The sequence below is a fragment of the Amniculibacterium sp. G2-70 genome (assembly GCF_014353055.1).
Lineage (GTDB): Bacteria > Bacteroidota > Bacteroidia > Flavobacteriales > Weeksellaceae > Amniculibacterium > Amniculibacterium aquaticum.
Genome location: NZ_CP060698.1, coordinates 2,411,865 through 2,438,145, shown reverse-complemented (window position 1 = coordinate 2,438,145; position 26,281 = coordinate 2,411,865). Strand labels below are relative to the sequence as shown.

Genomic DNA, 26,281 nt, shown 5'->3' with positions numbered 1-26,281 from the left:
AAACCTTTGATTTTGCTTTTTATTGGAGTGATAGAAACGAAAAAAGGATAATTGAATTGGATTTTATAAACATTTTTCAAACGGAAAAAGGAAGAATTTTTTGATAGAAATAAATTCAGGTTCATCAAGGCAGGTGCATAGGTGCAAGTATATATAATACTTGCACCTTGCACCAGTCCCAAATGCCGATGAATAAAGGATTGGTGTTTTGAAGATTTTTAGTTAAATTTGCACTACGAGTGATTTGTAGACAAAAGGTGGACACCCAATAAGTCAAAATAACGTAGGAAACGCTCTAAATCGTACCCCTCGATTGAAAACGAATCGGTTTGTTATTGAATATTAGCTAGTTATACTTTGTTTCGTAATTTTCAAACAAATATACATCCAAAAACTCTGTTCTAAATGTTCTATTAAACCGCTCAATAAGAGAGTTTTGAGTAGGTTTTCCCGGTTGGATAAAATGCAACTCAATTTCGTGATATTGACACCAAGTTTTTAATTTTTCTGAAATAAATTCCGGTCCGTTATCCACTCGTATTTTGTCCGGTTTCCCTCGCCATTCGATGAGTTCTTCCAGCTTGGTAATTACTTTTGCAGAAGGCAAACTCGTATCAATACTTATTTGTAAAATTTCTCTGTTAAAATCATCTATAATGTTCAAACTTCTCACGCTTTTGCCGTTTTCCAAAGTGTCATGCATGAAATCCATACTCCATGTTACATTTGGATAGATCGGACGCAGAAGCGGCTCTTTCACTCTTGCAGGAAGCCTTTTCTTTCTCTTGCTTCTTAAATTTAGATTCATCGAAGTGTAGATTCTGTAAATCCGTTTATGATTCCACCAAAATCCCATGTTTTTCAAGCGATAACGCATTGTCCAAAATCCCCAAGTATGTTCTTGTATTGCCAACAACCGAAGTTCTTCACGGATGAGATCATCTTGAGAATCAATCCTCTTTTTATAGTACATAACCGAATAACTCAGCCCGAAACAACCGCATGCCTTCCTTATGCTTATCTTGTGGGTTTCTTTGGCATATACTACCATTTCTCGCTTTTCGGAAGGCGTTAAAGCTTTTTTTCTATAACATCTTTTAAAACAGTGTTTTCCAAAGTTAGTTCTGCGACAATTTTTTTATATTGTGACAGCTGTTTCTCAAACTCTTTGAGTTGTGCCAGTTGGTGCGTATCCATACCACCGTATTTACTTTTCCATTTGTAAAAAGTAGGTTGGCTGATACCGTAATCTCGGCAAATCTCGTTTACCGTTTTTCCTTGATTTTGTTCAGATAAGATCTTCACAATCTGAACCTCTGTAAATTTGCTCTGTTTCATATTTCCCAAAGTTAAAAACTATATTTATATTCGTTTCTGTTTTTGGGGAAGACTACAACACCATTAAAGTAAAAAGCTCCCCCAATTTTTTGATTAATGGAACGATTATTAATCTATCATCTTACAGTTTTATTAAAAAAAACGATATTCTAAGTTTTCTCGACAAAAAATATTCTTTAGATTTTTCTTCAGAAGAACTATATGTAAAAACTCCTTTCTATGAGGGTAGTTTAAGTGGAATTAATGAATCATTGTTACAAAAAGATACAAATTTAATTGTAATGCTATTGGTTAATGATTATTTACATACAGCAAAATTTCCGAAAACTACTGATATAAATGAAGTTCCTTCCTGCTCGTTTTGGAATACAGTATATAGTGTCGGTATTGGTCTAAATGCTTCTGCAGCATGGGCTAATTACAATTATAATAACAAAAACGACATAAACTCTGGTCAATTGATTAATTGTATTGCTTTAGGACCTGCCGAACATTCTAATGTAGGAACTGTACATTATGTAACTAGAGCGTACTGTTGTAGATAATTCAAAAAAAAAAACTATGAATTTATTAATTATAAAACCATTTGAGATTTTATTTTCACTGGCATTTTTAATCATTATTTATGTTATTTCTATCGGAATTTTGTATAGAAAAAAATCAGGAATATTACCATATTTAGTTCTAATATTATTCCCTATATTGGGGTCTATTGCCATAATTCTAAGTGAGGTAAAAATTAAATCATTTTTGAAAAAGTAGAGATAAAAAAACATCGTACAACAGACGGTTTTGTGAAATGCGGAGATTAGGCTCTTGCGTTGAAATTTTTGAGAAATTATTCGCAAAAAGCCTTTTTCTTTTCCTAATTTTTGTATTTTAGCAAAAGGAAAATGGCTTTTTGCTAAGTGTTGAGATTGCATAAGTACTTGATAATCAAAGTCCGCACTTCACAAAGCCGCAAACCGTTGGTGGCAATTTTGAAAGACCAGATAATGAATAAAATTTTACTCTTTTTTCTCACTTTCTTGACTTTGGCTTGCAACGGACAAGAAATAAAGCAAGATAAATTTATACTAACTATTTCACCAATTGTTAACCAAAATGACCAAAGCAATCAGAAGATTATTGAGGCATTAGCAGGATTTTTGAAAACTAAAAATTCGTCATTGATTGAGAACTTATTTTGGGTTCAATCTGATTTTCAAAAATTCATTTATCCATATCTTGACATACATAACATTGAAAATTCAAAGTATGGGAAAGATTTTTATCGACCGACTTTAGTAGATATAATACCAACCGAAAACTTAAACCAAAAAATTGTAAAAATTGCATTTATCGGACATAACCCAGAAACAAAAGAAAATCAACTAAAATCAATTTACAATCTTGTAGCAAATATTCAGAATGATAAAATTCTGTTTAGCAGGTATTTGAATTTGGCAACTAAAGACTGGAAAATTATTAACAGAGGAAGTTTAACCTACAAAGTATCTCCCAATAAAGCCATCAATGAAGTTGAAATTGCTGAACAACAAAAAGACATTAACAAAATTTGCAAATTTTTTAGTTGTAGCCCAATATCAATAACTTATTATTCGTGTATAGACCCAAAAGAACTTTTTGAAATTAAAGGTTTTGATTATCATCCAATGATGTACGCTGACAAAACTGGTGGACTTGCTGATTACGGAAACATTATTTTCTCAGGAAATAACTCTGAAATTTATAGTCACGAAATAGTTCACATCTACACGAATAACATTTTCCCGAAAATTAATAAATTTTTAGATGAAGGTTTAGCGATGTTTTTGGCAGGAAGCGGAAAATACAATTACCAATGGCACAGAAACAAATTTAAAAAATTTCTGTATGAAAATAAAACTTTCAACTTCACTGAGCACACAGATGCCTACGAAAGAATATACTTTGAAAATGAAACTTCTATCCCCTATATGATTTCTGCTTTAATCATTGAAAGAACCTTACAAACGAATGGGAATGATAAATTATTGAAAATGTTGAAATCTGAAAAAGAACTTTGGAAAACATTAGAAACCGTGGGCTTGACCAAAAGTAATTTAAATAAAGAATTACACAAGCAATTAGAAAAGCCTTTTCCCATTATGTAAAACTTAATTAAAATTTGCTTATTTACCAATTTTTGGTAACTTTGGAAAAAGTTTAGAGAAATGAAAAATACATCAATATCACTCGGAAATTATTTTGAACAATTTGTGAGTAGCCAAGTTTCTGCTGGTCGCTACAAAAATGTAAGTGAAGTTATCCGTGCTGGACTTAGACTATTAGAAGATGAAGAAAGTAAAGTAATTGCTTTAAGAGCTGCTATACAGCAGGGATTAGACAGTCCGCGAGTGGAAAACTTCGACTTCAAAGAAAATTTAAAAAAACTAAAAGAAAATAAACGAAAAAATGGCTAAAGTTACTATAAGACAACAAGCCATTGATGACCTGAACAATATTTGGCTTTACACTTTTGAAGAATGGTCCGAAAGACAAGCCGACAAATATTATGCAACATTGGAATTTACCTGTATGCAAATTGGAGAAAATCCACAATTAGGAAGAGAATATGAAGGAATAAATAGCAACTTACTGGGATTGAGAACTGGTAAACACATAATTTTCTATCAGGTTATCTCAAAAGACGAAATTGAAATTATTAGAATACTGCACGAACGAATGGACTTGAAAAACAGACTGAACGAGTAATAAAACTGCCACCAACATACAAATTGGCAATAGAGCCGGTGAAGTGCTTCTATTGGACTTTTGTGCAAGGTTGAACATTAGTAATTCTATTCAACATTTGTGCTAATAGTCGGCTCCATCGCCAATTTGCAAACCGTTGTCCGTAATATTTGAGGAGCGTTATCAAATCGAAGATTTTGCAAATTTGAACATTTTTTGACCTCTACCCTTCTGATTTCTGAATTTTATGCCGAATAATTTCTGCGTGAAAATTTTAAAAATTGTGCTGAAATTCATGCTGAAAATTATCCTGTTGATTTTCGAAAAATTGTGCTGAATATCTTGCTGAAAAATATTCCGTTTTAACAGCGCTGATTATTAAAATATCGAGCTGAGGAATCCTGAATTTGTGCGTGAAAAATTGAAATTAGCTTGGCGAAAATTATCAATCTGAAATTCTTTGGAAACACGCTTCTTTTCTCTTTGTCGTCCTTGATTTTCAACTTCTCGAACTGAATTTAACCCAGTTAAATTCGCCCTCGAATTGAAAATACTACGGACAACAGACGGTTTTGTGAAATGCGGAGGTCAGGCTGTAGTCTTCCCCAAAAACAGAAACGAATATAAATATAGTTTTTAACTTTGGGAAATATGAAACAGAGCAAATTTACAGAGGTTCAGATTGTGAAGATCTTATCTGAACAAAATCAAGGAAAAACGGTAAACGAGATTTGCCGAGATTACGGTATCAGCCAACCTACTTTTTACAAATGGAAAAGTAAATACGGTGGTATGGATACGCACCAACTGGCACAACTCAAAGAGTTTGAGAAACAGCTGTCACAATATAAAAAAATTGTCGCAGAACTAACTTTGGAGAACACTGTTTTAAAAGATGTTATAGAAAAAAAGCTTTAACGCCTTCCGAAAAGCGAGAAATGGTAGTATATGCCAAAGAAACCCACAAGATAAGCATAAGGAAGGCATGCGGTTGTTTCGGGCTGAGTTATTCGGTTATGTACTATAAAAAGAGGATTGATTCTCAAGATGATCTCATCCGTGAAGAACTTCGGTTGTTGGCAATACAAGAACATACTTGGGGATTTTGGACAATGCGTTATCGCTTGAAAAACATGGGATTTTGGTGGAATCATAAACGGATTTACAGAATCTACACTTCGATGAATCTAAATTTAAGAAGCAAGAGAAAGAAAAGGCTTCCTGCAAGAGTGAAAGAGCCGCTTCTGCGTCCGATCTATCCAAATGTAACATGGAGTATGGATTTCATGCATGACACTTTGGAAAACGGCAAAAGCGTGAGAAGTTTGAACATTATAGATGATTTTAACAGAGAAATTTTACAAATAAGTATTGATACGAGTTTGCCTTCTGCAAAAGTAATTACCAAGCTGGAAGAACTCATCGAATGGCGAGGGAAACCGGACAAAATACGAGTGGATAACGGACCGGAATTTATTTCAGAAAAATTAAAAACTTGGTGTCAATATCACGAAATTGAGTTGCATTTTATCCAACCGGGAAAACCTACTCAAAACTCTCTTATTGAGCGGTTTAATAGAACATTTAGAACAGAGTTTTTGGATGTATATTTGTTTGAAAGCGTGAAACAAATGAGAAATTACGCAGAAATATGGATGTGGAAATACAACAACGAAAGACCACACAGTGCATTGCAATATCTCACACCGAGGGATTTTTTATTGAAATATGGAAAAATCAGCCACACTAATCCAGCAGATTTTCCCACATTTCAACAAAATTATTCAACACCAACAACAGAAATATTAAATAAAATCTCTACTTTTGAGTGTTACTAAGAATGGGAAGATTACAAGGCTCTTGCGTTGAAATTTTTGAGAAATTATTCGCAAAAAGCCCTTTCCTTTTCCTAATTTTCGTATTTTAGCAAAAGAAAAATAGCTTTTTGCTTGGCGTTGAGATTGCATAAGTACTTGATAATCAAAGTCCGCACTTCACAAAGCCGCAAACCGTTAGCTGTAACCTTTAAAGACGACAGATAAATGAAAGAAATTTTGAAAGAAGTACATCAACATTGCCAAGACATGCAAAAAATGGCAGAGACTAAGAACGCAGGACTAATTGCATTCAATGGAGCCATTACCTTGGCAACTATCAAATTGTTTACTGACGGAATTCAAAATTATTATTTTCAGTATTACTTATTTTTGGTTTTAGCTTGTTCTTTAATTTCAATATTTCTCAATCTATCTGCCATAAGTGCTCAATTGAAACATAAGGAACAAGAAATATCAAATCACAAGAGCCAAAACCTTTTATTTTTTGGGACAGTGGCTAATTATACACCGGAGGAATACCTGAAACAATTAAAAACTGAGTATAATCTAAACGATGAAATTACAAAGTATAATATTGACCAGGCGAGACAAGTTGTAATCAATGCACAAATTGCTTTGAGAAAATTCAAGCTCTTCAACTCTGCCTTTAAGTGGACAATATCAGGTATTGCGACACCACTCAGCGTTGTTATTTATCTATTATTTTTTGACAACAACAAATAATGGGATTAAAGCAAGATATAACGGACAAAGTTAAAGCTATCATGGACGAGGAGTTCAAGATAGAAGATGTAACATATGTGCCTGATATAAAAAATTCCAAATTAACCTTTGGAAATACGGGGCTCAAGTTTGAGGCAACAGTGCTGTATATTGATATGCGAGGCTCAACTGAAATTTTAAATAAACACAACAAGGCTTCAGTTGCAAAGATGCACATGGCATATTTTCATACAGTGGTGAAAATAGCTAAATCACTTGGAGGGGAAGTACGCAGTTTTAATGGTGATAGCATGTTGGTGTTTTTTCAAGGCACTACAAAACAATCATTAAGTAATGCTGTTCAAGCCGCAATGCAGATGAAATTCATGATTTCAAATTCTGACAGTGGGATAAACAAATATCTAGCTCAATATTCAGCTTTGAATTTCGGCATCGGACTTGATGATGGAGACATTCTCTGCACCAAAATTGGTGTTGGTGGCGACTCAAACAATCAAGACCTAATGTGGATAGGAAACTGCGTAAACAAATCGACTGCTATTAGTGACAAATGTCAAGCACCAAACCATATTGGCATTTCAAAATACGTCTATGACAACTTAACTGATACCGCAAAGTATGGAACAAGAAAAAATTACTGGGGACAAGACGAAAAAGTTGATATATGGACTGTCGCATATTTTAACTATAATGGCAAGACAGAGACTTATTATTATACCTCATGGCACTGGACAGTAACATAGAAAAGGCTACAGCTAACATCGTATTGGCAATAGGCGGGCTGAACGGCTTCGTATCAACGGAAGTACAAAACTCAACTACTGCTCTTCGATTGAGCATTAGTGCAAAAATACCGCCCATCGCCAATACGCGGCACGTTAACAGCAAGTGTAGGGCGACCCCAACCGACAGGCAGACACCCGACTAAACGAAACTGAACGACACGGAAAAAATAAAAAAGCCAACCGCACAAGGAAAAAATTTTTGAGCCAACGCATTTGGCACATTTGGTTTTGCCCGACATCCCGATAGCAATCGGGACCAACGCTTCGCAAAACCAAAAGAGCCAAGCCAGACTAAGCCCCCGTTTTATTCAAAGCAAACCCCTTAATTCAAATTCCGATACTCAATAGGCGTTACACCTGTTTTCTGTTTAAACAATCTTGTGAAATGTTGCGGATATTTAAAGCCCAATTCATAGGCAACTTCGCTAATAGACTTATTATTGTCAAAAATCTTTTCTTTGGTTATATCAATCACTTTGGTTTGGATGTATTCCTGAGCGGAAATACCTGTTTCTTTTTTGATTAAATCACCAAAATAATTGGCGGATAAATGCAGTTCATCCGCACAACCCGAAACAGACGGTAAACCAATATCGACAGGTCTATCAGACGAAAAATAGTTGTTCAGCAAATCCTCAAACCGTTCTAAAATTCCCTTGTTTATATGTTCTCTTGTGATAAATTGACGGTCGTAAAACCTTGTGGAATAATTTAAGAGCAACTGTAAATGTGAAATGACCAATGTTTTGCTATGCTTATCCAGATTTTGCTGCAATTCGTTTTCGATGGTATTGAACATATTCACAACCATATCCTTTTCTTTTATCGAAAGGTGCAACGCTTCGTTAACCGAATAGGAAAAAAATCTATAATCAGTCATTATATGATTTAATGCTGTTCCTCGGAGAAAATCAGGATGAAATATCAACACTTTGCCCTTTGGTTTTATGCCGGGCGAATATTTTTCAACGGTTAATATTTGTCCGGGTGCTACAAACACCAAACTTTCCTCTTGGTAATCGTAGGTTTCTTTGCCGTAGCGTAAATCACCGCATTTTGTTTCTTTCAAAAAGATACAATAGAAGCTGAAATTGTAGGATGCAGGTTCTAAAAATTTCAGATTGTCATAATCCAATACATTGATTAAAGGATGCAGGGTTTCAGCACCTCTAATCTTACTGTATTCACTTACACTTTTTATTTGCTTGATGCCCATTTTTAAATGTTTTGTTGTACAAATTTATTCAAAAAAAGATGTTGCAGAAAGCCAATGACTTCCATTCTGTAATAATGGTAAGTAAAAAAGTAATTGGTATAAGCCGACAGGTTATATGGGGAATAGTTTGTTGGCAAAAAATGAGTAATCGGTAAAATTGGTATAAACATCCGTAATCGGTATAACAAGTACCCCATTATTACTGCTGACCTTTGCATTATCAATTTCAAAAAAATAAAATGAGCACAAAAAAAGACATCATCGTGTTAACCGGAGCCGGACAGCTCGGCATGGCCATTGTAAGAAGAATGGCTTATGGCAATAAAATTTTTGTTGCCGATTGGAAATTGGAAAACGCACAAGCCATTACCAAAACATTGGTGGAAGCAGGTTTTGATGCAGTTCCTTTTAAAACAGATATTTCATCACGAACTTCTGTTTTAGAATTGATTGCAGCCGCAAGGAAAGAAGGCGAAATTTCGATGTTCATCAATGCGGCAGGTTTGTCGCCCAGCCAATCTACCAAAGAACATATTTTAGCGGTTGACCTTTACGGCACGGCAGTCTTGTTAGAGGAGTTTGGAAAAGTAATTAAACAAGGTGGAACTGCCGTAACTATTTCCAGTCAATCAGGACATAGAATGCCTGCATTGACAGCGGAAGAAGATAGGCTATTAGCAACAACACCAACTGAAGAATTGTTGCAATTAGAAATACTAAGATCAGAAAACATCAAAGACACCTTACACGCCTATCAAATGGCGAAGCGTTGCAATGTGAAACGTGTAATGGCAGAAGCCGTAAAATGGGGCGAAAAAGGTTCAAGGGTAAATTCCATATCACCCGGTATCATTATTACGCCATTGGCATTAGATGAAATCAACGGACCAAGAGGCGATTTTTACAAAAATATGTTTGCCAACTGCCCCGCAGGTCGCCCCGGAATGGCAGACGAAGTAGCCAATGTAGCCGAGTTGTTATTATCAGAAAAAGGAGCATTTATTACGGGAGCAGATTTTTTAATTGACGGTGGTGCAACGGCTTCTTATTTCTACGGAGCATTGCAACCAGAAAAAAATTAAAACTATGGCAAGTTCAAAATTCCACTACGGTTACATCATTGTTTTTTGTTGCTGCCTTATTATGGGCATCAATATCGGATTGGTAATGAGTAGTGCCGGCATTTTTTACACTCCTGTAAGTACCGAACTTGGTGTTTCAAAAGGCGATTTCGGTTTGTATATGACTTTTGTATATGCCTATTCGTTTTTAATGCTTTCGGTTGCAGGGAAACTAATGGATAAGTATAGTGCAAGGTGGTTGTTGGCAATAAGCAGTGGTGTTGTTGGAATTGTTTATTTGGCTATGTCGGGATTTAATGCCGTTTGGCAATTTTATTTGGCAGGTGCAATTATCGGAATTGCACTTTCATTTCTATTGTATTTAAGTTACCCTGTACTCATCAATCGTTGGTTTAACGCAAGAGTTGGTTTTTTTATCGGCTTATGCAGTGCTGCTTCGGGTATTGGCGGTGTTTTGTTTAATCCTTTGGGTGGATATTTAATTGAAACCTACGGTTGGCGAACAACCTACTTAATTTTCGGCATCATCATTCTTGTTGTGGTTACGCCATTACTCGGAGTGTTGTTGAGAAATCACCCTTCGGATAAAGGCTTAAAATCTTTTGGCGAAAAAGCAGAAACTACCGAAGTCCAAAAAACAGGAATGGATTATGCAGTTGCCATTAAGTCGCCCGTATTTTATGCCTTATTGGTGTTTGCACTATTTATGATTGCCGTTTCCACACTCAATTTGTTTTTGCCTACTTATGTAATTTCTGTTGGCTACACCGTAGAACAATCCGCTTTTGTGGCTTCTGCGGTAATGCTGGGCGTTACGATAGGTAAAGTGGCTTTGGGTTTCTTGAATGACAAAAGTTCATTGGTAGGCGTATTTACTTCAACAGGTTTGGGGATTTTAGGTTTTGTATTTCTGTTAATCGGAAAAGAAGGAATGAGCTTGATGACAGTTGGAGCGTTCTTATTTGGATGGGCTTATGCCGGAGTTACCGTGGAAACCGCACTTTTGGTAAGGAGTGTTTTCGGCACAAAAGATTATTCAAGAATATTTTCTAATATATCTATCGCCTTGGCTCTCGGTGGTGCAGTAATGGCAGGTGCTTGGGGTTATCTCGTAGATATTTTGGATTTCAGAATTATTCTATCAACAGGAATAGTGCTTTTATTGATTTCCGGCATTATCGGATTTTATGCATTAAAAACAAGCAGAAAATGGGGAACGCTTGAAGGCTCAAAACATTAAAGAATCAAACATTTTAATTACTTAAAATTAAAAAAAATGAAAGAGAAAAAAAATAAAGAAAACAACAGACGAGATTTTCTTGTAAAATCGGCATTAACAGGAGCTGGATTAGCTTTCGGAGGTTCAATCTTTGCTTCGGCTGCAAGCTCCAATAAACAAGCAAAAACAAACAACACTCAAAAATTAAATTCAGAGATGAAAAAAAGAAAATTAGGAAAATTAGAAGTAACCGAACTTGGTTACGGCTGTATGAATATCGCTTGGGCGTATGGCGGTCCAACTTCTAAAAAAGATGCCATTCAATTAATCCAAAGAGCTTATGAAAGCGGTATTCGCTTTTTTGATACCGCAGAAATTTACGGACCTTTTTACAGTGAAGAAATTGTTGGCGAAGCATTAAAAGCTTATAGAAATGAAGTGGTCATTGCCACCAAATTTGGTTTTGATATTGACCCAACTTCTGGAGTTAGGGGTGGATTGAAAAGTGAACCCAAACATATCAAATCTGTAGTAGAACGTATGTTGAAACGTTTGCAAACCGACCACATTGACCTTTTGTACCAACACCGTATTGACCCGAATGTTCCGATTGAAGATGTTGCAGGTGCCGTTGCCGATTTGGTAAGAGAAGGAAAAGTAAAACATTTTGGATTGTCTGAAGCGGGTGAAGCCACCATTCGCAGGGCACACAAAGAATTTGAGGTTACAGCCGTTCAAAACGAATATTCTTTTTGGACAAGAGACCCTGAAAATGAAGTATTGGCAACTTGCGAAGAGTTGGGAATTGGTCTTGTGCCTTGGAGTCCGCTTGGTATGGGTTATTTATCAGGACAATTTGCACAAGGTTTTCCGTTCCGTGATAACGACTTGCGTGTAACAGCACAGTTTCCTCGTTTTACTGATGAAAATATGATGCGAAACCGTCCTATTGCGAACATTCTGCAAAAAATGGCTCACGAAAAAAATGCAACGCCTGTCCAAATCAGTTTGGCTTGGCTGTTGGCAAAAAAACCGTTTATCGTTCCAATTCCCGGAACTATCAACCTAAATCACCTCGATGAAAACAATGCTTCAGTAAATGTACAACTGACAGCGGCAGATATGAAAACTTTGGAAGATGCTTTTACCAAAGAAACTATTTACGGAAAACGAGCTCCTGAAATGCTGATAGAAGCCCACGATATAGGGGCAAATCTTGGAACAAGCTCAAAAGGAACAAACGGAAAATCACCTTTACAAAAAAAATAAAAAATTATGAATAAGAATATCAATCGCAGAGATTTTCTGCAAAACAGTGCATTGCTTTCGGGCGGTTTACTTTTGGGAAGTATGGGACTTTTTTCATTTACCGGTAACAGAAATGAAAAACTCAATGAGCTTAATATTTCACATTCCAACAAAAAAAAACGCAAAATTGGTTCTTTGAAAGTATCGGCTATTGGATTGGGTTGTATGAGTATGGCAGGCGTGTATAATCCACGACAAGACAAAGCTGAAATGGTAAAACTAATTCGTCAGGCGTATGATAATGGCGTTGATTTTTTTGATACTGCCGAGGTATATGGACCATTTTTTAGTGAAGAAATTGTTGGTGAAGCGCTAAAACCATTCAGGAATAAAGTAAGTATCGCTTCCAAGTTTGGATTTGATTATAACGGAAACAGCATCACAGGTAGAAACAGTAAGCCACAACACATCAAGCAAGCGGTAGAAGGAATGTTGAAACGCTTACAAACAGACACCATTGATTTGTTGTATTTACATAGAATGGATCCGAATGTGCAGATTGAAGAAATTGCAGAAACGGTAAATGATTTGATTAAAGAAGGGAAAGCCAGAAATTTTGGTTTATCGGAAGTGTCGCCCGAAACCATTAGAAAAGCACACGCCATACAACCAATTGCAGCTTTGCAAAGCGAATACTCCATGATGGAGCGTGTAATGGAATACGATATTTTACCATTGTGCGAGGAACTCGATATTGCTTTTGTGCCTTGGGGTCCCGTTTGTCGTGGTATGCTGACAGGAAGGTTTGATGAAAATTACATTCCCGAAACGGAATATCGCAGAGCAGGCGTACCCTATTTCACGCCTGAAGCATTAAAAGCCAATTTAAAGGTAACCGAATTAGCCAAAGAATGGGCAATAAAGAAAAATGCAACTCCGGCACAAATTGCATTGGCTTGGTTGGTAGCTCAAAAACCTTTTGTAGTTCCTATTCCGGGAACAACCAATGCCAATCATTTATCCGAAAACAACGGAGCTTTGAATGTGAATTTTACCAATGCTGAATTAAACGAATTTAGAACTTCTTTAGAAGCCATTCCAACCATTGGTTTCAGAGATAAAAAAACTGTTTTTGAAAACCTTTAAACAATTTATGCAATGAAAACAACAGCACTAATCTTAATGTCTTTATTATTTTCTAATGTAATAAACGCTCAAATAATGAACACTCAAAACATAGAACAACGCATTGCTATTATCGAAGATAAAATGGCAATCAAGCAAGTCGTAGATGTATTCTCTAACCTTGCTGACACCAAAGAAATTGACAAACAAGTCTTGCTTTTCACCGAAGACGGAGTTGTGGAATCATACGCTAACGGTCAACAAACCTCATCGCTTAAGGGCAGAGAACAATTGAAACAGGCATTTTCAGGTTTTCTTTCAAATTTCCACACTATCTATCATCAAAACGGACAGCAAACTATTGATGAACTAACCGAAAACACAGCAAAAACAACTTCTTATTGCCAAGTTATTCTTATTGGTAAACAAGACGGAAAAGAAATGAAAACCACAATGTTTACCATTTATAAAGACGAATTGGTAAAGCAAAACGGACAATGGCTGATCAAGCATAGAATATCAAATTTTAAATGGCGGGAAGTGGAGGAAGTGAAGTAAGTTCAATTGAAGTAAAAAATGAAATCGAAGATTTGTGAACTCCGTAATGAAAAAATAAAAACGTTATGAACAAAAAAGTACTCATCATCGGTGCAAGCGGCAGTTTGGCAACGGTTGTAATTGAAGCGTTAAAAAAACAAGACAATGTTGAGCTCACTCTTTTTGCCAGAAAGAAAAATCGAATTGAAAACGCATCCAACGCCAGCATCATTGAAGGTGATGCCATGAAGTATAGCGATGTAAAAAATGCTGTTTCCGGAAAAGATATAGTGTATGTAAACCTTGCCGGAGATTTGGATGCCATGAGCAAGAATATTATAAAAGCCATGAAAGAAACAGGTGTGAGACGAATTATAGCCATCAGTTCCATTGGAATTTTTAATACCCCGATGAGTTCAGTTTTAAAACCGTACAGGGCATTGTCCGACAATATTGAAAATTCAGGACTGGATTATACCATTCTTCGCCCCGATTGGTTTACGCAAGGCACCGAAGTGGATTATGCTTTAACACAAAAAGGTCAACCCGAAACAGGTTCGGCCATTTCAAGAAAAAGTATTGCGGCATTTGTAGCCTCGCTTGTTCAAAATCCCGAATTGCATATCAACGAAAATTTGGGGATTAGTAAACCTGATTAGTGAAATAAAAAATATCAACTCAAAAATAAATGGATATGAAACAGTTAATAAATTTAGTAGCAATACTGATTACAACATCAGTAGCAATTGCCCAGAACAATCCTGTACCATCCAAAGGATTGGCAGCCATTGACAAAACCGGAAAATTTGAAGTACGTGAATTTAACCGGCACCCGGTTGGTGACAACGACATTTTAATTGAAACAATGTACGCCAGTATTTGCCATAGCGACATCCACCACGTTCACTCAGACTGGCGTAGTGATGAGCCTTACCCTTATGTTCCTGGGCATGAAATTGCAGGCAAAGTAATTCAGGTAGGGAAAAATGTAACCAAATTTAAAGTAGGCGACTATGCCGGTGTAGGTTGTTTTGTGAATTCCTGCGGAAAGTGTGACTACTGCAAAGCAGACATGGAACAATATTGTACGGGTGGACGGGTATTGACGTATGCTTCAAAAGATATTTATCATAATGATGAAATAACCCAGGGCGGTTACTCGAATAATATAGTTGTCATTGATCGTTTTGCTATTAAGATTCCTAAAAATGCACCCATGGAAAAAGTGGCACCGCTCTTATGTGCTGGTATTACTTCTTATTCGCCATTAAAGTTTTCTAAAGTAAAAGCAGGAGACAATGTTGCCATTGCAGGCTTTGGTGGACTTGGACACATGGGTGTGAAATACGCCAAAAGTTTTGGAGCAAATGTTACCGTTTTTGATATCACCGAAGATAAACGTGCAGATGCTTTGCGCATGGGCGCAACCAAATATGTGAATGTGAACAATCCCGAAGAACTGAAGGGGATGGATGATTCGTTTGATTTTATTCTAAGCACTATACCTGCAAAATATGATATGACGATGTATATGAGAATGACCAAATTTGGTGGCGACTTTGCCATTGTAGGAATGCCCGCCTTAATTAATCAGCCTACGGTAACAGCAGGAAATTTTGTATTCACACCCAACAGAAATGTGTATGGTTCTCAAGTTGGTGGCATCAAAGAAACACAGGAGATGCTGGATTATTCGGTGAAGAAAAATATCTATCCTGACGTGGAAATCATCAATGCCACACCCGAAGCGGTAGAAGACGCTTATCAGAAGGTGTTGGACGGAAAAGTGAAATTCCGTTATGTGATTGATATGAAAACATTGAAATAATTACTAATCTCAAATAATTTCCAATATGACACAAGTAAAAGCATACGGTACAAGCTCACCGTCAGAACCATTAGAACAAATCACGATTAATCGCAGAGCGGTTCAAGCTCACGATGTGGAGTTTGAAATTTTATACTGTGGTATTTGCCATTCAGATTTACACCAAATAAAAGGAGATTTTGGTCCTTTCCCCCCACCCATTGTTCCCGGTCACGAAATAGTAGGCAGGGTAACGGCTGTTGGCGACCATGTTAAAAACTTCAAAGTAGGCGACCTTGCCGGTGTGGGTTGCATTGTGGATAGCTGCGACCATTGTGAGTATTGCAACGAAGGAATAGAGCAGTTTTGTGATGAAGGCGTAACCTTCTCTTTCAACAGTCCCGATAAAGTTTCAGGTGGACATACATTCGGAGGCTTTTCTAAAACCTACGTTTGCAACGAAAGATATGTATTGAAAATGCCCACATTCAAAAACCTTGCAGCGGCAGCACCTTTGCTTTGTGCAGGTATCACCGTGTACTCACCCTTGAAGCACTGGCAAGCCGGGCCTGGTAAAAAAGTAGGGGTTTTAGGAATTGGAGGATTGGGACATTTGGCTATCAAAATTGCAAAAGCAATGGGAGCAGAAGTAACCGTATTTACCACATCGCCAAGCAAAGTGGAAGATGCAAAACGCTTGGGTGCAGATTATGCTGTATTGTCAAACGATTCCGAAGAAATGAATAAGTACAGTCGCAAATTGCATTTCATTATTGATACCGTATCTGCTAAGCACGATGTAAACGCCTATCTCAATTTATTGCGCCACGATGGAAGTGTTGTGTTGGTAGGTTTACCACCAGAACCATTGGAAATAGGAGCTTTTAATGTTGTGATGGGAAGAAGAAGTTTTGCAGGTTCCAACATTGGCGGCATTGCCGAAACACAGGAGATGCTGGATTTCTGCTTTAAGCATAACATCACAGCAGAAAGTGAAATCATCAACATACAAGACGTAAACACCGCCTTTGAACGCTTAGAAAAAGGCGATGTGAAGTATCGTTTTGTGATTGATATGGCTTCGTTGAAAAACTAAAGAAATGAAAAGAATAATTGTTTTATTCATCACAGCGCTAATCCTTACAAATTGTAATACCAAAAAAGAAAAAAATATGAACACAACAGATATTTTTCCGAAAGGACAACAATTACCTAATGAATGGTTTGTGGGAAATGCTTTTCTAACGCCATTGGTTGCTCAAGACAAGAACAATGAATTTTCCGCAGGTAGCGTAACATTTGAGCCTAATGCAAGAACAAACTGGCATACACACCCAAAAGGACAAGTGTTGCTTGTGATTGAAGGCAACGGCTTTTATCAGGAAAAAGGCAAACCTGCACAGCCCATAAAAAAAGGTGATGTGGTAAATATTCCTGAAAATGCAGAACACTGGCACGGTGCAAGTGCAACTACTCAAATGACACACATTGCCATAACAAACTACAAAGACGATGTTCAAGTAACTTGGCTACAACCTGTAACAGACGAGGAATACAACGAAGCGAACAAGTAAGCCAACAACACACAGGGACAAGCACATTTGCAAACCGCACAAGCCAACGCACAAAACAAAGTTTGCAAAAGAGCTTGCCCCCTTTCCAATCCTTGACAAAACATTTTCCTTCCCTTCTTTTTTTATTTTTTCAGCAGACACACGACCAAACACGACAGTGAGCGGACGACAGAAAGCCACATGCCACTAACAAGGGTTTGGCGTAATGGCGGGTGAAGTGCTTCGTATGAAACTTTTTGCTAAATTTGAACTTTGGTGCTTCGTATCAACAGTAGTGCTGTAAAACCGCCACTACGCCAAGCCCCTAACCGTTGTCCGTAATATTTGAGGAGCGTTATCAAATCGAAGATTTTGAAAAATCGAATGTTTTTTTGACCTCTACTCTGCTGATTTCTAAATTTTATGCCGAATAATTTCTGCGTGAAAATTTTAAAAATTGTGCTGAAATTCATGCTGAAAATTATCCTGTTGATTTTCGTAAAATTATGCTGAATAATTACTGCGTGAAGCTTAGGAAAATTGTGCAGAACATCATGCTGAAAAATATTCCTTTTTAACTGTGCTGATTTTTAAAATATTGGGCTGAGGAATCCTAAATTTGTCGTGAAAAATTGAAGTGACTTGGCGAAAATTATCAATCTGAAATTCTTTGGAAACACGCTTCTTTTCTCCTTGTCGTCCTTGATTTTCAACTTCTCGAACTGAATTTAACCCAGTTAAATTCGCCCTCGAATTGAAAATACTACGGACAACAGACGGTTTTGTGAAATGCGGAGGTCAGGCTCTTGCGTTGAAATTTTTGAGAAATTATTCGCAAAAAAGCCCTTTTCTTTTCCTAATTTTTGTATTTTAGCAAAAGAAAAATGGCTTTTTGCTTGGTGTTGAGATTGCATAAATACTTGATAATCAAAGTCCGCACTACTGCCAGGCGTTACCTGCAAGCGTTAGAAACGACCGTGTTAACAAAATCGAACGAACGAAAAAAAATGTGTACCTTTGTACCACTAAATATATGACAAGACAAATTTTCATATTGCTGATAGTGATGCTTGGTTTCTTTTTGACACCAACGCTTATTTATGCGTGTGATAAACCAGTAGAAAAAACCGAAAAGTCTTGTTTCAAAAAAGAAACTTCACAATCTGACAAGAAAGATTGCTGTAAAAGTCATTCACAGAAAGACAAAAACGATGATGATTGCAATGGGAAATGTAAAAATTCTACCTGTCATTGCCCAACTGCACCTCTTACTATTGCACTTCCTTTTGTTGCCGAGATAAAATATCATAACTTCTTTCTAGAAAAGATAACAATTGCATACACAATAACCTACATTTCTTCGGGTTTTCATTCCATTTGGCAACCGCCTAAAATAGGCTGATTTCTTAACTTGACAGCCATAGGTATGTCCTATTGAAAGCGATTTAAAGACTTTCAAAGTTTAAGTAATTTAGTAATCTAAAATTTTAAGAAATGAAATCATTAAAATATATAATGACTACATTGGTAATGTTGTCATTCGGAGTGAGCAACGCTCAAATCAAAAACGCCAAAACCGAAACCGTAAAAATTTACGGTAACTGTGGTATGTGCGAAACCACCATAGAAAAAGCAGGAAATATAAAGAAAATAGCCATCGTAGATTGGAACAAAGACACCAAAATGGCAACCATCACATATGATGCAAAAAAGACTAATCAGGACGAAATCTTGAAACGCATTGCATTGACTGGCTATGACAGCGATAAATTTCTTGCCCCTGATGATGTGTATGCGAAATTGCCTGAATGTTGCTTGTACGAACGGGTGAACAAACCAATTGCAAAAGCAACTCCGAGTACAGAAACACACGACCACTCAAGTCATACAGCAACAACCGAAATTCAAAAAGCAAATCAATTAAATGTTGTTTTTGACAATTACTTTTCAGTGAAAGATGCGTTGGTAAAATCAGACGGTAATACGGCTTCTGTAAAAGCCAAAGATTTAAAAAATGCTATTTCATCTGTAAAAATGGACGCATTATCAAACGAAGAACATACGGTTAGGATGAAAGTATTGAAAGACCTTGCCTTTGATGCAGAACACATTGCTGAAACCAAAGATGTAGCACATCAGCGAAACCATTTTATGAGCTTATCAAAAAATATGTATGAACTAATAAAAGTGTCTAAACAGGAAACACCTGTTTATTATCAGAATTGCCCAATGGCAAACAAAGGCAAGGGAGCAAATTGGTTGAGCAAAGAAGATGCAATCAAAAATCCTTATTACGGTTCGCAAATGCTTACTTGTGGCAGTACAGTTGAAACAATAAAATAACAAAAAAGACATAGCTCTTTGGGCTATGTCTTTTTCTATATCAATAAAATGAAAATTCTGAAAATGGATATACAAAATATTTTTCAAAAAAAACTGTTGCAGATAGCTCTAATGTTATTGGCAACAAATTCTCTTTTCGCTCAAAAGGTTGTGAGATACGATTTATATGTAAAAGACACATTGGTTAACTATGCAGGAAAAGAAAAAAGAGCCATTGCGGTAAACGGTCAAATTCCGATGCCAACACTCACTTTTACAGAGGGCGACACTGCCGAAATTGTCGTACATAATCAACTGAAAGAAAGTACATCATTGCATTGGCACGGAGTATTTTTACCAAATAAAGAAGATGGAGTGCCTTGGCTTACACAAAAACCCATTGAACCCGGTACGACCTACACATACCGTTTTCCAATCATTCAAAACGGAACACATTGGTATCATTCCCATTCGGGCTTGCAAGAACAGATTGGAATGTATGGTAGTTTTATCATGAAAAAAACGGATGACGATAAATTCTTCAGAAAAGGAATCGATGATTTACCAACTGTTCCTTTGATAATAAGTGAATGGACGAACCTTAACCCAAACAATGTCAACCGAATGTTGCACAATGCCAATGATTGGGCGGCTATCAAAAAAAATGCAACACAGTCTTATGCGGAAGCAATTCGGGAAGGACATTTCAAAACCAAACTAACCAACGAATGGAAACGGATGTTGGCGATGGATGTAAGTGATGTGTATGACGATAAAATTCTACTCAATGGTAATCACACAACTGATCTAAAAACGGTTGACGGAAAAATCTTGAAAGCAGGTGATAAAGTAAGATTAAGAGTTTCCAATGGTGGGGCTTCGTCCTATTTTTGGTTGCGGTATGCAGGCGGTAAAATTACCGTTGTAGCCAATGACGGCAACGATGTTGAACCTGTTGAAGTAGATAGATTAATCATTGCTGTTTCTGAAACTTATGATATTGTTGTTACTATTCCAGATGACGGTGTTGCCTACGAATTTTTGGCAACTACTGAAGACAGAACACAATCTGCAAGCTATTTTATTGGCAACGGCATCAAACAACTCATCTCTCCACTTCCAAAATTGAAATATTTTGAAGGAATGAAAATGATGAACGATATGATGAAAATGGATGGCAATCTGGACGATATAGGAATGAAAATGAGCCTAAACCAAATGGATATGAATGTTGTGATGTATCCCGAAATTACAGGAGAAGCGAAGCAAAAACAAAAGCAAGACCATAGCCAACACAATACGGACAATGACCCAAACCGCTATAATGCCAACAAATTAGGAGAAATAAAGACCCTGAATTATGCCATGTTGCAATCGCCACATAATACAGAGCTTCCTAAAAATGCTCCGGTGAAAGAATTAAAATTTACGCTTACCGGAAATATGAACCGCTATGTGTGGAGTATGGATAATCGCATACTTTCAGAAACAGATAAGATACCAGTAAAGAAAGGCGAAATTTTACGCATCACGATTTATAACAACTCTATGATGCGCCACCCAATGCATTTGCACGGTTTTGATTTTAGGGTAATCAATGGTAAAGGCGAAAATGCTCCCCTCAAAAATGTATTGGATATTATGCCAATGGAAACGGATACCATCGAGTTTTTAGCTAACGAAGAAGGCGATTGGTTTTTCCATTGTCATATTTTATATCACATGATGAGCGGTATGAACAGGGTGTTTGCTGTTGGTAATTATCAAAATCAATATTTGCCCAACAAAAAACAAGCATACAATAAACTGCAAAAAGAAAGTAATATGCCTCACTTCATGGCAGAAAATGATTTTGCTACTAATGGAAATGATGGACAAGCGATGGTTCAAAATGCAAGATGGAGCCTAGGTACAGAATGGCGTTTAGGTTACAACCGTATGCACGGCTATGAAGTAGAAACTCATTTGGGACGATACATCGGCAAAATGCAATGGTTTATGCCTTTTATTGGTTTTGATTACCGATACCGTAAAATGGGAATGGACGAACACGAAACAAACTTATTCGGACAAAAGAATGAAAAAGATACACGCAGAGCTATTAGTTTAGGTTTTATGTACACTTTGCCCATGCTTGTTAACTTTCAGGCAGAAGTTTATCACGATGGAATTGTCAGATTGTCTTTGATGCGTGAAGATATTCCCATTTCGAAAAGACTAAGAGCAGGTTTTATGGTCAATACCGACTTTGAGTATATGGCTGAATTAAAGTACATCATCAATAAAAATATGGCTATTAGAACGCATTATGATAGCGATATGGGATTAGGTGTTGGGTTATCATTGAATTATTAAAACATCACCTAAATAGTGGCAGACAAGAACGCCAGCAGGTAACAAGCAGTTTTGCAAGAGAGCGGGGATAGTTCTTCGTTTGAAATATTTTACTATATTTGAAGTGCAGTCCTCGTAAGGAAATTTGTACTAAAAGTCCGCTCCCTCGCAAAGCTGCAAAACCGTTGTACGCAACCCTATCAGCAAAATCCGTCTATAAATGAAAATATCGTGGGTCGGAATATTGAAATGTAAAATCTAATTCAGAAACTAATTTTGCTGATGAAATTTCCTTGCCTTTCGGTTTACATTCTTGGGAATATGGAATATTTTTTTGAGCATTTACAACTTCGGCTTTACTCGGATGAAATGGAGCAACGATATTATAAACTTTTGATTGAGAATTTAACATTATCATTTTTTCAATTATATAACACACGTCAACATAATGAATATGATTAACTGCAAAATCTAAATTTGAAACTCCATAATTACACAAAAGCCTTTCATCTCCCATCAATCCAGACAAACGTAAAATGTTAACTTGTGGATATTTTCCTTTAATCATCCGTTCGCCTGAAACGCTGTCAGAAGATAAATCTTCTTCCGAAAATTCTTTTTCAAAATCAGGATAAACACCAGTCGAACTCATAAAAAATATCTGACCTTTAAAATCGTCAATAAATGAATATAAATTCTGAACTCTGTTGTACAACGAGCTGACACAACAAATTTTCTCTGAAAATGGAACCGTAATTATCACGACATCTAAGTCAGAAATAATATTCCATTTCTCAATTTTTTCGGGTAATTGATAATCTGTAAAACTAACAATAGTTGGCTTAAATCCTTTCGCAAGTAATTGTTCTTTTTTATCGTTTGAAGTCGTTGTCGTGAAAATTTCAAACCTCTCAGATAAGTGTTTAGCAAGTCGTAAACCGAGCCAACCACAACCTATAATTCCTATTTTTTGCATAATTTACTTTTTTGAATTATCAATTATTTCGTTTAATCCAGACAATAATTGAGCGTTATTTTCAGTTGAAAGACCAATACAATCTTGAACAGCTTTAGGAATATGACTTGCCCTTTTCTTGAGTTTAGTTCCTTTTTCAGTTAAACTAATCTGAACTATTCTTTCATCTGAAGAACTGCGAACTCTTGTCAAAAATCCATTTTGTTCCATTCTTTTTAGCAAAGGTGTAAGTGTTCCGTTATCCAAATGAAGAAACTCACCAATTTTACTGATACTCATACTTCCATTTTCCCACAAAACCACCATAACCAAATATTGCGGATAAGTCAAAGAAATTTTATCCAAGAAAGGTTTGTATAAACTTGTAATATAACGAGAAACAGCATAAGTTTTGAAACATAAATGGTCAGACAATTTCATCATAACATAAATTTTAAAACACAAAATTACAAATATTATTTTGTTCACAAACTATTTGTGCAAAATATTACACAATCAAAATAACTATCAAAAAGGGCAGCAGATAACATCGGTTTTGCAAAAGAGCGGGTTAAGTACAAAATTCAACGTCAGTAATTCTATCACCGCATAAGCCATTTTTATTTGCTTTTTTTGTATATTAGCAAACAGAAAATGGCTTATGCTACGGTTGTGCTAAATTGAACTTTTGTGCTTCCTTTTCCGCTCCTTCGCAAAGCCTCAAACCGTTAGGCGTAATGTTATGAAAACACTGTGTATAAAAGAAATTTTGCAAATTTTAGCAATTTTAACATTAATATTTTCTTGCAATAGTAAATCTAAAAGAAAAGAAATATTTAGACCTTTAACAAATGGAAAAGATTCGATTTTAGTTCCTGAATTTACAATTAAAATTGAGTTGAATAATTCTGCTGAAAAAAAATTGCTTGAAGAAAAAGAAACTGTGAAAATAATGCTTGAATTATATGGAACACCAGAAATTCACATTCCAGAAAAATATAAATATGAATTTTATAATGAACTTGGACAAATTCAACTTGGACAGAAAAGTATCGAATTGAATAGTGAAAGAGTTTATACTTTTAAAAATTTAAAAATTAATTCAGATTTAATTTCCCTTCTGCAAAATAAAACTTATAATGCAAGAATTGACATCGTCAGCGGGCGTAAATCAAACAAGAATAATCTATTGGATTGTGAACATATTGACAAAAATATTGACAGCCTTAAAATTAAAATAACGGAAATTAGTGGGAAATTAATCGAAGAAACTTAAAAAAAACACTACGCCTAACATAGTATTGGCAAAATGCGGGAGGAAGTACAAAGTTGAAATATTTGAAAAATTTATCCGCCGCTGCTTTTTCGTATTGATATTTTTTGTAATTTAACAATCCGAAAAAAGCATCGGCTACGTTCAGTCTAAATTGAACTTTCAGTCCCATTTAGCCCGCACTTCGCCAATACTTTTTCCGTTGTCCGTAATATTTGAGGAGCGTTATCAAATCGAAGATTTTGCTAATTTGAAAATTTTTTGATCTCTACCCTGCTGATTCCTGAATTTTATACCGAATAATTTCTGCGTGAAAATTTTAAAAATTGTGCTGAAATTCATGCTGAAAATTATCCTATTGATTTTTGGAAATTGTGCTGAATATCATACTGAAAAATATTCCGTTTTAACAGCGCTGATTATTAAAATATCGGGCTGAGGAATCCTGAATTTGTGCGTGAAAAATTGAAATTAACTTGGCGAAAATTATCAGTCGGAATTTCTTTGGAAACACGCTTCTTTTCTCTTTGTCGTCCTTGATTTTCAACTTCTCGAACTGAATTTAACCCAGTTAAATTCGCCCTCGAATTGAAAATACTACGGACAACAGACGGTTTTGTGAAATGCGGAGGCTGGGCTCTTGCGTTGAAATCTTTGAGATATTATTCGCAAAAAGCCTTTTTCTTTTCCTAATTTTTGTATTTTAGCACTAAGTACATGACAAAAATTGTAACACATTGATATTTAAGTTATTTAAAGCATTATTCAAGATGTTGTTGATGGCGTTCAAACCATGTTTGAAAACACTGAAGGCTCTTCTTTGGTGTTTTTTGATTTTTATTGGCTTTACTTTTTCGTGTAGATAATCGCCAACTTTGTAGCACCAAACCATAGCAAGCATCACGACCATAAATAGTTTTTCCAATCTTTTCTGATCGGTTACATGGGTGTCCTCTATATTGAATCCGCTACTTTTGAATGCTTTGAAGAGCGTCTCGATCTGCCATCTTTTCTGGTAATAGTTTAAAGATTCTTCGGGTTTATTGAAGGAGACTATTATCAAATAATCCAAAGATCCATTTTTGTCAACAGATTTAGTTCCAGACACATAGCATAAAACCCCATTAATTTTCACAATCTTCCGATGATGTCTGAATTCACCTTGTTTTAGGTTATTGAATAGCCAAAACACTGGCTTCTCCTCATTCTTGTCAAAACAGAAAACCTTGAAATTGTTCCTGAGCCTAATATAGTAGCGTATTTGGTTCTTGTTCAAAAAATCCAGCCAATCATATCCAATGAACTCCCTGTCCGCAAGCATTATCTATTTCATCTTGTAAAGAAAATTATATTGAATTAAGAGTAGATAATGTATCAATTGACACAACTTTTATATTGAAAAGTAAAGAGGAGTATCCAAGTGTTTTAATATTTAATGTGCAAGGATATATTGATGATACTTGCAAAATTTCAGGAGTTCCTATATATGGAAACAATTTGAATAAAGATATTTTTATTGATACTTATTCAAAGGAAAGTGGATTAAAATATGACAGCTACAAAGCAAAAAAAGGAAAGTTAACTATTAAATATAAATTTTGAAATAAGCACAATTTTGGCGAAACAGCCTCTCAAGATCCCTTATACTCGCCAGAATCTGTAATCAGAGCACAAAGAAAAACCCTTCAAATTACTGGATTTGAAGGGTTTTTTTAATGTGCATTTCTGCTTGCGATCCGGACGGGACTTGTTCATATTTGAAAAACTCCCTATCCATAAGCTTTATATCGTTCTCCTATTTTTAGGTCACCGAATAGGTCACTTTTTTAAATAAGATTAAGATTGTTTGTTTTTACTGGTGCAAATATAGGTCTTTTTTCAGTTTTTGCAAATAAATTTACATATAACGGTAAAAAAGGTTTATAAACCTCACGTAATCAAAGGTAAAAATTACATCCAAAAATCGTAAGCTAAGGGAAAATATTTCTTTCTTTAAACATCCATCCATTTTCTCATATTTGCTTGTAGTCGCATATTTTTGTTGATTGTTGAAACATCAACTCTGTTATTAGGTGTTGTTTTCACCCTTTTAATATGTTCTGCAGTAGCCCAAACTGCATTTTCAATTCTGTCCTTATCTCCAGAATTTATCCTTTGGTTAAAGTCTTCGAGAGCCAGAAAAAAATTATGCTCCATTTCAGATCTTTTTTT

The 26,281-nt window shown here is 35.9% G+C and carries 29 protein-coding genes; 22 read left to right on the top strand and 7 right to left on the bottom strand.

Going from position 1 to position 26,281, the window contains the following annotated elements; all coding sequences use genetic code 11:
* Nucleotides 1-346: 346 nt before the first annotated feature.
* Both H9Q20_RS11260 and H9Q20_RS11255 read right to left on the bottom strand, forming a co-directional pair.
* Nucleotides 347-1,051 (bottom strand): IS3 family transposase, encoded by a 705-nt coding sequence (locus H9Q20_RS11260; RefSeq protein WP_262385525.1) that lies wholly within the window; start codon nucleotides 1,049-1,051, stop codon nucleotides 347-349.
* A gap of 20 nt (nucleotides 1,052-1,071) precedes the next feature.
* Nucleotides 1,072-1,338, bottom strand: a complete 267-nt coding sequence (locus H9Q20_RS11255; protein ID WP_187477476.1) for a transposase — start codon at nucleotides 1,336-1,338, stop codon at nucleotides 1,072-1,074.
* Nucleotides 1,339-1,427: 89 nt separating this feature from the next.
* On the opposite strand from H9Q20_RS11255, the gene H9Q20_RS11250 reads away from it, so the two are divergent.
* From H9Q20_RS11250 to H9Q20_RS11220, 8 genes are all read left to right on the top strand, one after another.
* Complete coding sequence (locus tag H9Q20_RS11250; protein ID WP_187477756.1) at nucleotides 1,428-1,883, top strand: hypothetical protein; 456 nt, start codon at nucleotides 1,428-1,430, stop codon at nucleotides 1,881-1,883.
* Nucleotides 1,884-2,333: 450 nt separating this feature from the next.
* The gene (locus H9Q20_RS11245) at nucleotides 2,334-3,473 is read left to right on the top strand and encodes a hypothetical protein (protein ID WP_187477755.1); all 1,140 of its coding nucleotides are present in this window, start codon (nucleotides 2,334-2,336) and stop codon (nucleotides 3,471-3,473) included.
* 60 nt (nucleotides 3,474-3,533) lie between these two features.
* Nucleotides 3,534-3,782 carry a type II toxin-antitoxin system ParD family antitoxin gene (locus tag H9Q20_RS11240; RefSeq protein ID WP_187477754.1) on the top strand — a complete coding sequence of 83 codons (249 nt, stop codon included), beginning with the start codon at nucleotides 3,534-3,536 and terminating at the stop codon, nucleotides 3,780-3,782.
* Entirely contained in the window at nucleotides 3,775-4,074 is a 300-nt protein-coding gene (locus H9Q20_RS11235) for a type II toxin-antitoxin system RelE/ParE family toxin (RefSeq protein ID WP_187477753.1), read from the top strand. The genes H9Q20_RS11240 and H9Q20_RS11235 overlap by 8 nt, the downstream gene beginning before the upstream one ends.
* 630 nt (nucleotides 4,075-4,704) lie before the next feature.
* Nucleotides 4,705-4,971, top strand: a complete 267-nt coding sequence (locus H9Q20_RS13400) for a transposase (protein WP_187477476.1) — start codon at nucleotides 4,705-4,707, stop codon at nucleotides 4,969-4,971.
* 20 nt (nucleotides 4,972-4,991) lie between these two features.
* On the top strand, nucleotides 4,992-5,891 hold the full coding sequence (locus H9Q20_RS11230; protein ID WP_410369578.1) for an IS3 family transposase: 900 nt from the start codon (nucleotides 4,992-4,994) through the stop codon (nucleotides 5,889-5,891).
* Nucleotides 5,892-6,095: 204 nt separating this feature from the next.
* Nucleotides 6,096-6,614, top strand: a complete 519-nt coding sequence (locus H9Q20_RS11225; protein ID WP_187477752.1) for a Pycsar system effector family protein — start codon at nucleotides 6,096-6,098, stop codon at nucleotides 6,612-6,614.
* Entirely contained in the window at nucleotides 6,614-7,357 is a 744-nt protein-coding gene (locus H9Q20_RS11220; RefSeq protein ID WP_187477751.1) for an adenylate/guanylate cyclase domain-containing protein, read from the top strand. Before H9Q20_RS11225 ends, H9Q20_RS11220 begins: the two co-directional genes overlap by 1 nt.
* A gap of 364 nt (nucleotides 7,358-7,721) precedes the next feature.
* Here the strand turns inward: H9Q20_RS11220 and H9Q20_RS11215 are convergent, their stop codons facing one another.
* Nucleotides 7,722-8,615, bottom strand: a complete 894-nt coding sequence (locus H9Q20_RS11215; protein ID WP_187477750.1) for a helix-turn-helix domain-containing protein — start codon at nucleotides 8,613-8,615, stop codon at nucleotides 7,722-7,724.
* A 239-nt stretch (nucleotides 8,616-8,854) separates the two neighbouring features.
* On the opposite strand from H9Q20_RS11215, the gene H9Q20_RS11210 reads away from it, so the two are divergent.
* The 12 genes from H9Q20_RS11210 to H9Q20_RS11155 all read left to right on the top strand — a co-directional run bounded on the left by H9Q20_RS11210 (nucleotide 8,855) and on the right by H9Q20_RS11155 (nucleotide 21,863).
* Nucleotides 8,855-9,697 carry an SDR family oxidoreductase gene (locus H9Q20_RS11210; RefSeq protein ID WP_187477749.1) on the top strand — a complete coding sequence of 281 codons (843 nt, stop codon included), beginning with the start codon at nucleotides 8,855-8,857 and terminating at the stop codon, nucleotides 9,695-9,697.
* A gap of 4 nt (nucleotides 9,698-9,701) precedes the next feature.
* A complete protein-coding gene (locus H9Q20_RS11205; protein WP_187477748.1) occupies nucleotides 9,702-10,937 on the top strand; it encodes an MFS transporter in 1,236 nt (411 codons plus the stop codon).
* A gap of 36 nt (nucleotides 10,938-10,973) precedes the next feature.
* Complete coding sequence (locus H9Q20_RS11200; protein WP_187477747.1) at nucleotides 10,974-12,185, top strand: aldo/keto reductase; 1,212 nt, start codon at nucleotides 10,974-10,976, stop codon at nucleotides 12,183-12,185.
* 6 nt (nucleotides 12,186-12,191) lie between these two features.
* Nucleotides 12,192-13,310 carry an aldo/keto reductase gene (locus H9Q20_RS11195; protein ID WP_187477746.1) on the top strand — a complete coding sequence of 373 codons (1,119 nt, stop codon included), beginning with the start codon at nucleotides 12,192-12,194 and terminating at the stop codon, nucleotides 13,308-13,310.
* Between the two features lie 12 nt (nucleotides 13,311-13,322).
* Complete coding sequence (locus tag H9Q20_RS11190) at nucleotides 13,323-13,847, top strand: nuclear transport factor 2 family protein (RefSeq protein ID WP_187477745.1); 525 nt, start codon at nucleotides 13,323-13,325, stop codon at nucleotides 13,845-13,847.
* Between the two features lie 65 nt (nucleotides 13,848-13,912).
* The gene (locus H9Q20_RS11185) at nucleotides 13,913-14,485 is read left to right on the top strand and encodes an NAD(P)H-binding protein (RefSeq protein ID WP_187477744.1); all 573 of its coding nucleotides are present in this window, start codon (nucleotides 13,913-13,915) and stop codon (nucleotides 14,483-14,485) included.
* 35 nt (nucleotides 14,486-14,520) lie between these two features.
* Nucleotides 14,521-15,654 (top strand): NAD(P)-dependent alcohol dehydrogenase, encoded by a 1,134-nt coding sequence (locus H9Q20_RS11180; RefSeq protein WP_187477743.1) that lies wholly within the window; start codon nucleotides 14,521-14,523, stop codon nucleotides 15,652-15,654.
* 25 nt (nucleotides 15,655-15,679) lie between these two features.
* Entirely contained in the window at nucleotides 15,680-16,729 is a 1,050-nt protein-coding gene (locus H9Q20_RS11175) for an NAD(P)-dependent alcohol dehydrogenase (protein WP_187477742.1), read from the top strand.
* 4 nt (nucleotides 16,730-16,733) lie between these two features.
* Nucleotides 16,734-17,207 carry a cupin domain-containing protein gene (locus tag H9Q20_RS11170; RefSeq protein WP_262385524.1) on the top strand — a complete coding sequence of 158 codons (474 nt, stop codon included), beginning with the start codon at nucleotides 16,734-16,736 and terminating at the stop codon, nucleotides 17,205-17,207.
* 1,012 nt (nucleotides 17,208-18,219) lie between these two features.
* The gene (locus H9Q20_RS11165) at nucleotides 18,220-18,588 is read left to right on the top strand and encodes a hypothetical protein (RefSeq protein WP_187477741.1); all 369 of its coding nucleotides are present in this window, start codon (nucleotides 18,220-18,222) and stop codon (nucleotides 18,586-18,588) included.
* 92 nt (nucleotides 18,589-18,680) lie between these two features.
* Complete coding sequence (locus H9Q20_RS11160; protein ID WP_187477740.1) at nucleotides 18,681-19,529, top strand: DUF3347 domain-containing protein; 849 nt, start codon at nucleotides 18,681-18,683, stop codon at nucleotides 19,527-19,529.
* Nucleotides 19,530-19,577: 48 nt separating this feature from the next.
* Nucleotides 19,578-21,863, top strand: coding sequence for a multicopper oxidase family protein (locus H9Q20_RS11155; RefSeq protein WP_262385523.1), 2,286 nt, complete (start codon nucleotides 19,578-19,580; stop codon nucleotides 21,861-21,863).
* Nucleotides 21,864-22,056: 193 nt separating this feature from the next.
* On the opposite strand, the gene H9Q20_RS11150 is transcribed toward H9Q20_RS11155, so the two are convergent.
* Both H9Q20_RS11150 and H9Q20_RS11145 read right to left on the bottom strand, forming a co-directional pair.
* The gene (locus H9Q20_RS11150) at nucleotides 22,057-22,818 is read right to left on the bottom strand and encodes a hypothetical protein (protein ID WP_187477739.1); all 762 of its coding nucleotides are present in this window, start codon (nucleotides 22,816-22,818) and stop codon (nucleotides 22,057-22,059) included.
* Nucleotides 22,819-22,821: 3 nt separating this feature from the next.
* Nucleotides 22,822-23,241, bottom strand: a complete 420-nt coding sequence (locus H9Q20_RS11145; protein ID WP_187477738.1) for a MarR family winged helix-turn-helix transcriptional regulator — start codon at nucleotides 23,239-23,241, stop codon at nucleotides 22,822-22,824.
* Between the two features lie 298 nt (nucleotides 23,242-23,539).
* On the opposite strand from H9Q20_RS11145, the gene H9Q20_RS11140 reads away from it, so the two are divergent.
* On the top strand, nucleotides 23,540-24,073 hold the full coding sequence (locus H9Q20_RS11140) for a hypothetical protein (protein WP_187477737.1): 534 nt from the start codon (nucleotides 23,540-23,542) through the stop codon (nucleotides 24,071-24,073).
* Between the two features lie 706 nt (nucleotides 24,074-24,779).
* Here the strand turns inward: H9Q20_RS11140 and H9Q20_RS11135 are convergent.
* On the bottom strand, nucleotides 24,780-25,391 hold the full coding sequence (locus tag H9Q20_RS11135) for a transposase (RefSeq protein ID WP_187477736.1): 612 nt from the start codon (nucleotides 25,389-25,391) through the stop codon (nucleotides 24,780-24,782).
* A 74-nt stretch (nucleotides 25,392-25,465) separates the two neighbouring features.
* Here H9Q20_RS11135 and H9Q20_RS11130 point away from each other — a divergent pair, with 74 nt between their 5' ends.
* Nucleotides 25,466-25,672 (top strand): hypothetical protein, encoded by a 207-nt coding sequence (locus tag H9Q20_RS11130; RefSeq protein WP_187477735.1) that lies wholly within the window; start codon nucleotides 25,466-25,468, stop codon nucleotides 25,670-25,672.
* Nucleotides 25,673-26,062: 390 nt separating this feature from the next.
* Here the strand turns inward: H9Q20_RS11130 and H9Q20_RS11125 are convergent, their stop codons facing one another.
* On the bottom strand, nucleotides 26,063-26,266 hold the full coding sequence (locus tag H9Q20_RS11125) for a hypothetical protein (protein ID WP_167369993.1): 204 nt from the start codon (nucleotides 26,264-26,266) through the stop codon (nucleotides 26,063-26,065).
* Nucleotides 26,267-26,281 lie beyond the last annotated feature (15 nt).

Coding starts and splice junctions, on each gene's coding strand:
- H9Q20_RS11260 (WP_262385525.1), bottom strand. CDS start 1,051: ATGGTAGTATATGCCAAAGAAACCCACAAGATAAGCATAAGGAAGGCA.
- H9Q20_RS11255 (WP_187477476.1), bottom strand. CDS start 1,338: ATGAAACAGAGCAAATTTACAGAGGTTCAGATTGTGAAGATCTTATCT.
- H9Q20_RS11245 (WP_187477755.1), top strand. CDS start 2,334: ATGAATAAAATTTTACTCTTTTTTCTCACTTTCTTGACTTTGGCTTGC.
- H9Q20_RS11240 (WP_187477754.1), top strand. CDS start 3,534: ATGAAAAATACATCAATATCACTCGGAAATTATTTTGAACAATTTGTG.
- H9Q20_RS11235 (WP_187477753.1), top strand. CDS start 3,775: ATGGCTAAAGTTACTATAAGACAACAAGCCATTGATGACCTGAACAAT.
- H9Q20_RS13400 (WP_187477476.1), top strand. CDS start 4,705: ATGAAACAGAGCAAATTTACAGAGGTTCAGATTGTGAAGATCTTATCT.
- H9Q20_RS11230 (WP_410369578.1), top strand. CDS start 4,992: ATGGTAGTATATGCCAAAGAAACCCACAAGATAAGCATAAGGAAGGCA.
- H9Q20_RS11225 (WP_187477752.1), top strand. CDS start 6,096: ATGAAAGAAATTTTGAAAGAAGTACATCAACATTGCCAAGACATGCAA.
- H9Q20_RS11220 (WP_187477751.1), top strand. CDS start 6,614: ATGGGATTAAAGCAAGATATAACGGACAAAGTTAAAGCTATCATGGAC.
- H9Q20_RS11215 (WP_187477750.1), bottom strand. CDS start 8,615: ATGGGCATCAAGCAAATAAAAAGTGTAAGTGAATACAGTAAGATTAGA.
- H9Q20_RS11210 (WP_187477749.1), top strand. CDS start 8,855: ATGAGCACAAAAAAAGACATCATCGTGTTAACCGGAGCCGGACAGCTC.
- H9Q20_RS11205 (WP_187477748.1), top strand. CDS start 9,702: ATGGCAAGTTCAAAATTCCACTACGGTTACATCATTGTTTTTTGTTGC.
- H9Q20_RS11200 (WP_187477747.1), top strand. CDS start 10,974: ATGAAAGAGAAAAAAAATAAAGAAAACAACAGACGAGATTTTCTTGTA.
- H9Q20_RS11195 (WP_187477746.1), top strand. CDS start 12,192: ATGAATAAGAATATCAATCGCAGAGATTTTCTGCAAAACAGTGCATTG.
- H9Q20_RS11190 (WP_187477745.1), top strand. CDS start 13,323: ATGAAAACAACAGCACTAATCTTAATGTCTTTATTATTTTCTAATGTA.
- H9Q20_RS11185 (WP_187477744.1), top strand. CDS start 13,913: ATGAACAAAAAAGTACTCATCATCGGTGCAAGCGGCAGTTTGGCAACG.
- H9Q20_RS11180 (WP_187477743.1), top strand. CDS start 14,521: ATGAAACAGTTAATAAATTTAGTAGCAATACTGATTACAACATCAGTA.
- H9Q20_RS11175 (WP_187477742.1), top strand. CDS start 15,680: ATGACACAAGTAAAAGCATACGGTACAAGCTCACCGTCAGAACCATTA.
- H9Q20_RS11170 (WP_262385524.1), top strand. CDS start 16,734: ATGAAAAGAATAATTGTTTTATTCATCACAGCGCTAATCCTTACAAAT.
- H9Q20_RS11165 (WP_187477741.1), top strand. CDS start 18,220: ATGACAAGACAAATTTTCATATTGCTGATAGTGATGCTTGGTTTCTTT.
- H9Q20_RS11160 (WP_187477740.1), top strand. CDS start 18,681: ATGAAATCATTAAAATATATAATGACTACATTGGTAATGTTGTCATTC.
- H9Q20_RS11155 (WP_262385523.1), top strand. CDS start 19,578: ATGAAAATTCTGAAAATGGATATACAAAATATTTTTCAAAAAAAACTG.
- H9Q20_RS11150 (WP_187477739.1), bottom strand. CDS start 22,818: ATGCAAAAAATAGGAATTATAGGTTGTGGTTGGCTCGGTTTACGACTT.
- H9Q20_RS11145 (WP_187477738.1), bottom strand. CDS start 23,241: ATGATGAAATTGTCTGACCATTTATGTTTCAAAACTTATGCTGTTTCT.
- H9Q20_RS11140 (WP_187477737.1), top strand. CDS start 23,540: ATGAAAACACTGTGTATAAAAGAAATTTTGCAAATTTTAGCAATTTTA.
- H9Q20_RS11135 (WP_187477736.1), bottom strand. CDS start 25,391: ATGCTTGCGGACAGGGAGTTCATTGGATATGATTGGCTGGATTTTTTG.
- H9Q20_RS11125 (WP_167369993.1), bottom strand. CDS start 26,266: ATGGAGCATAATTTTTTTCTGGCTCTCGAAGACTTTAACCAAAGGATA.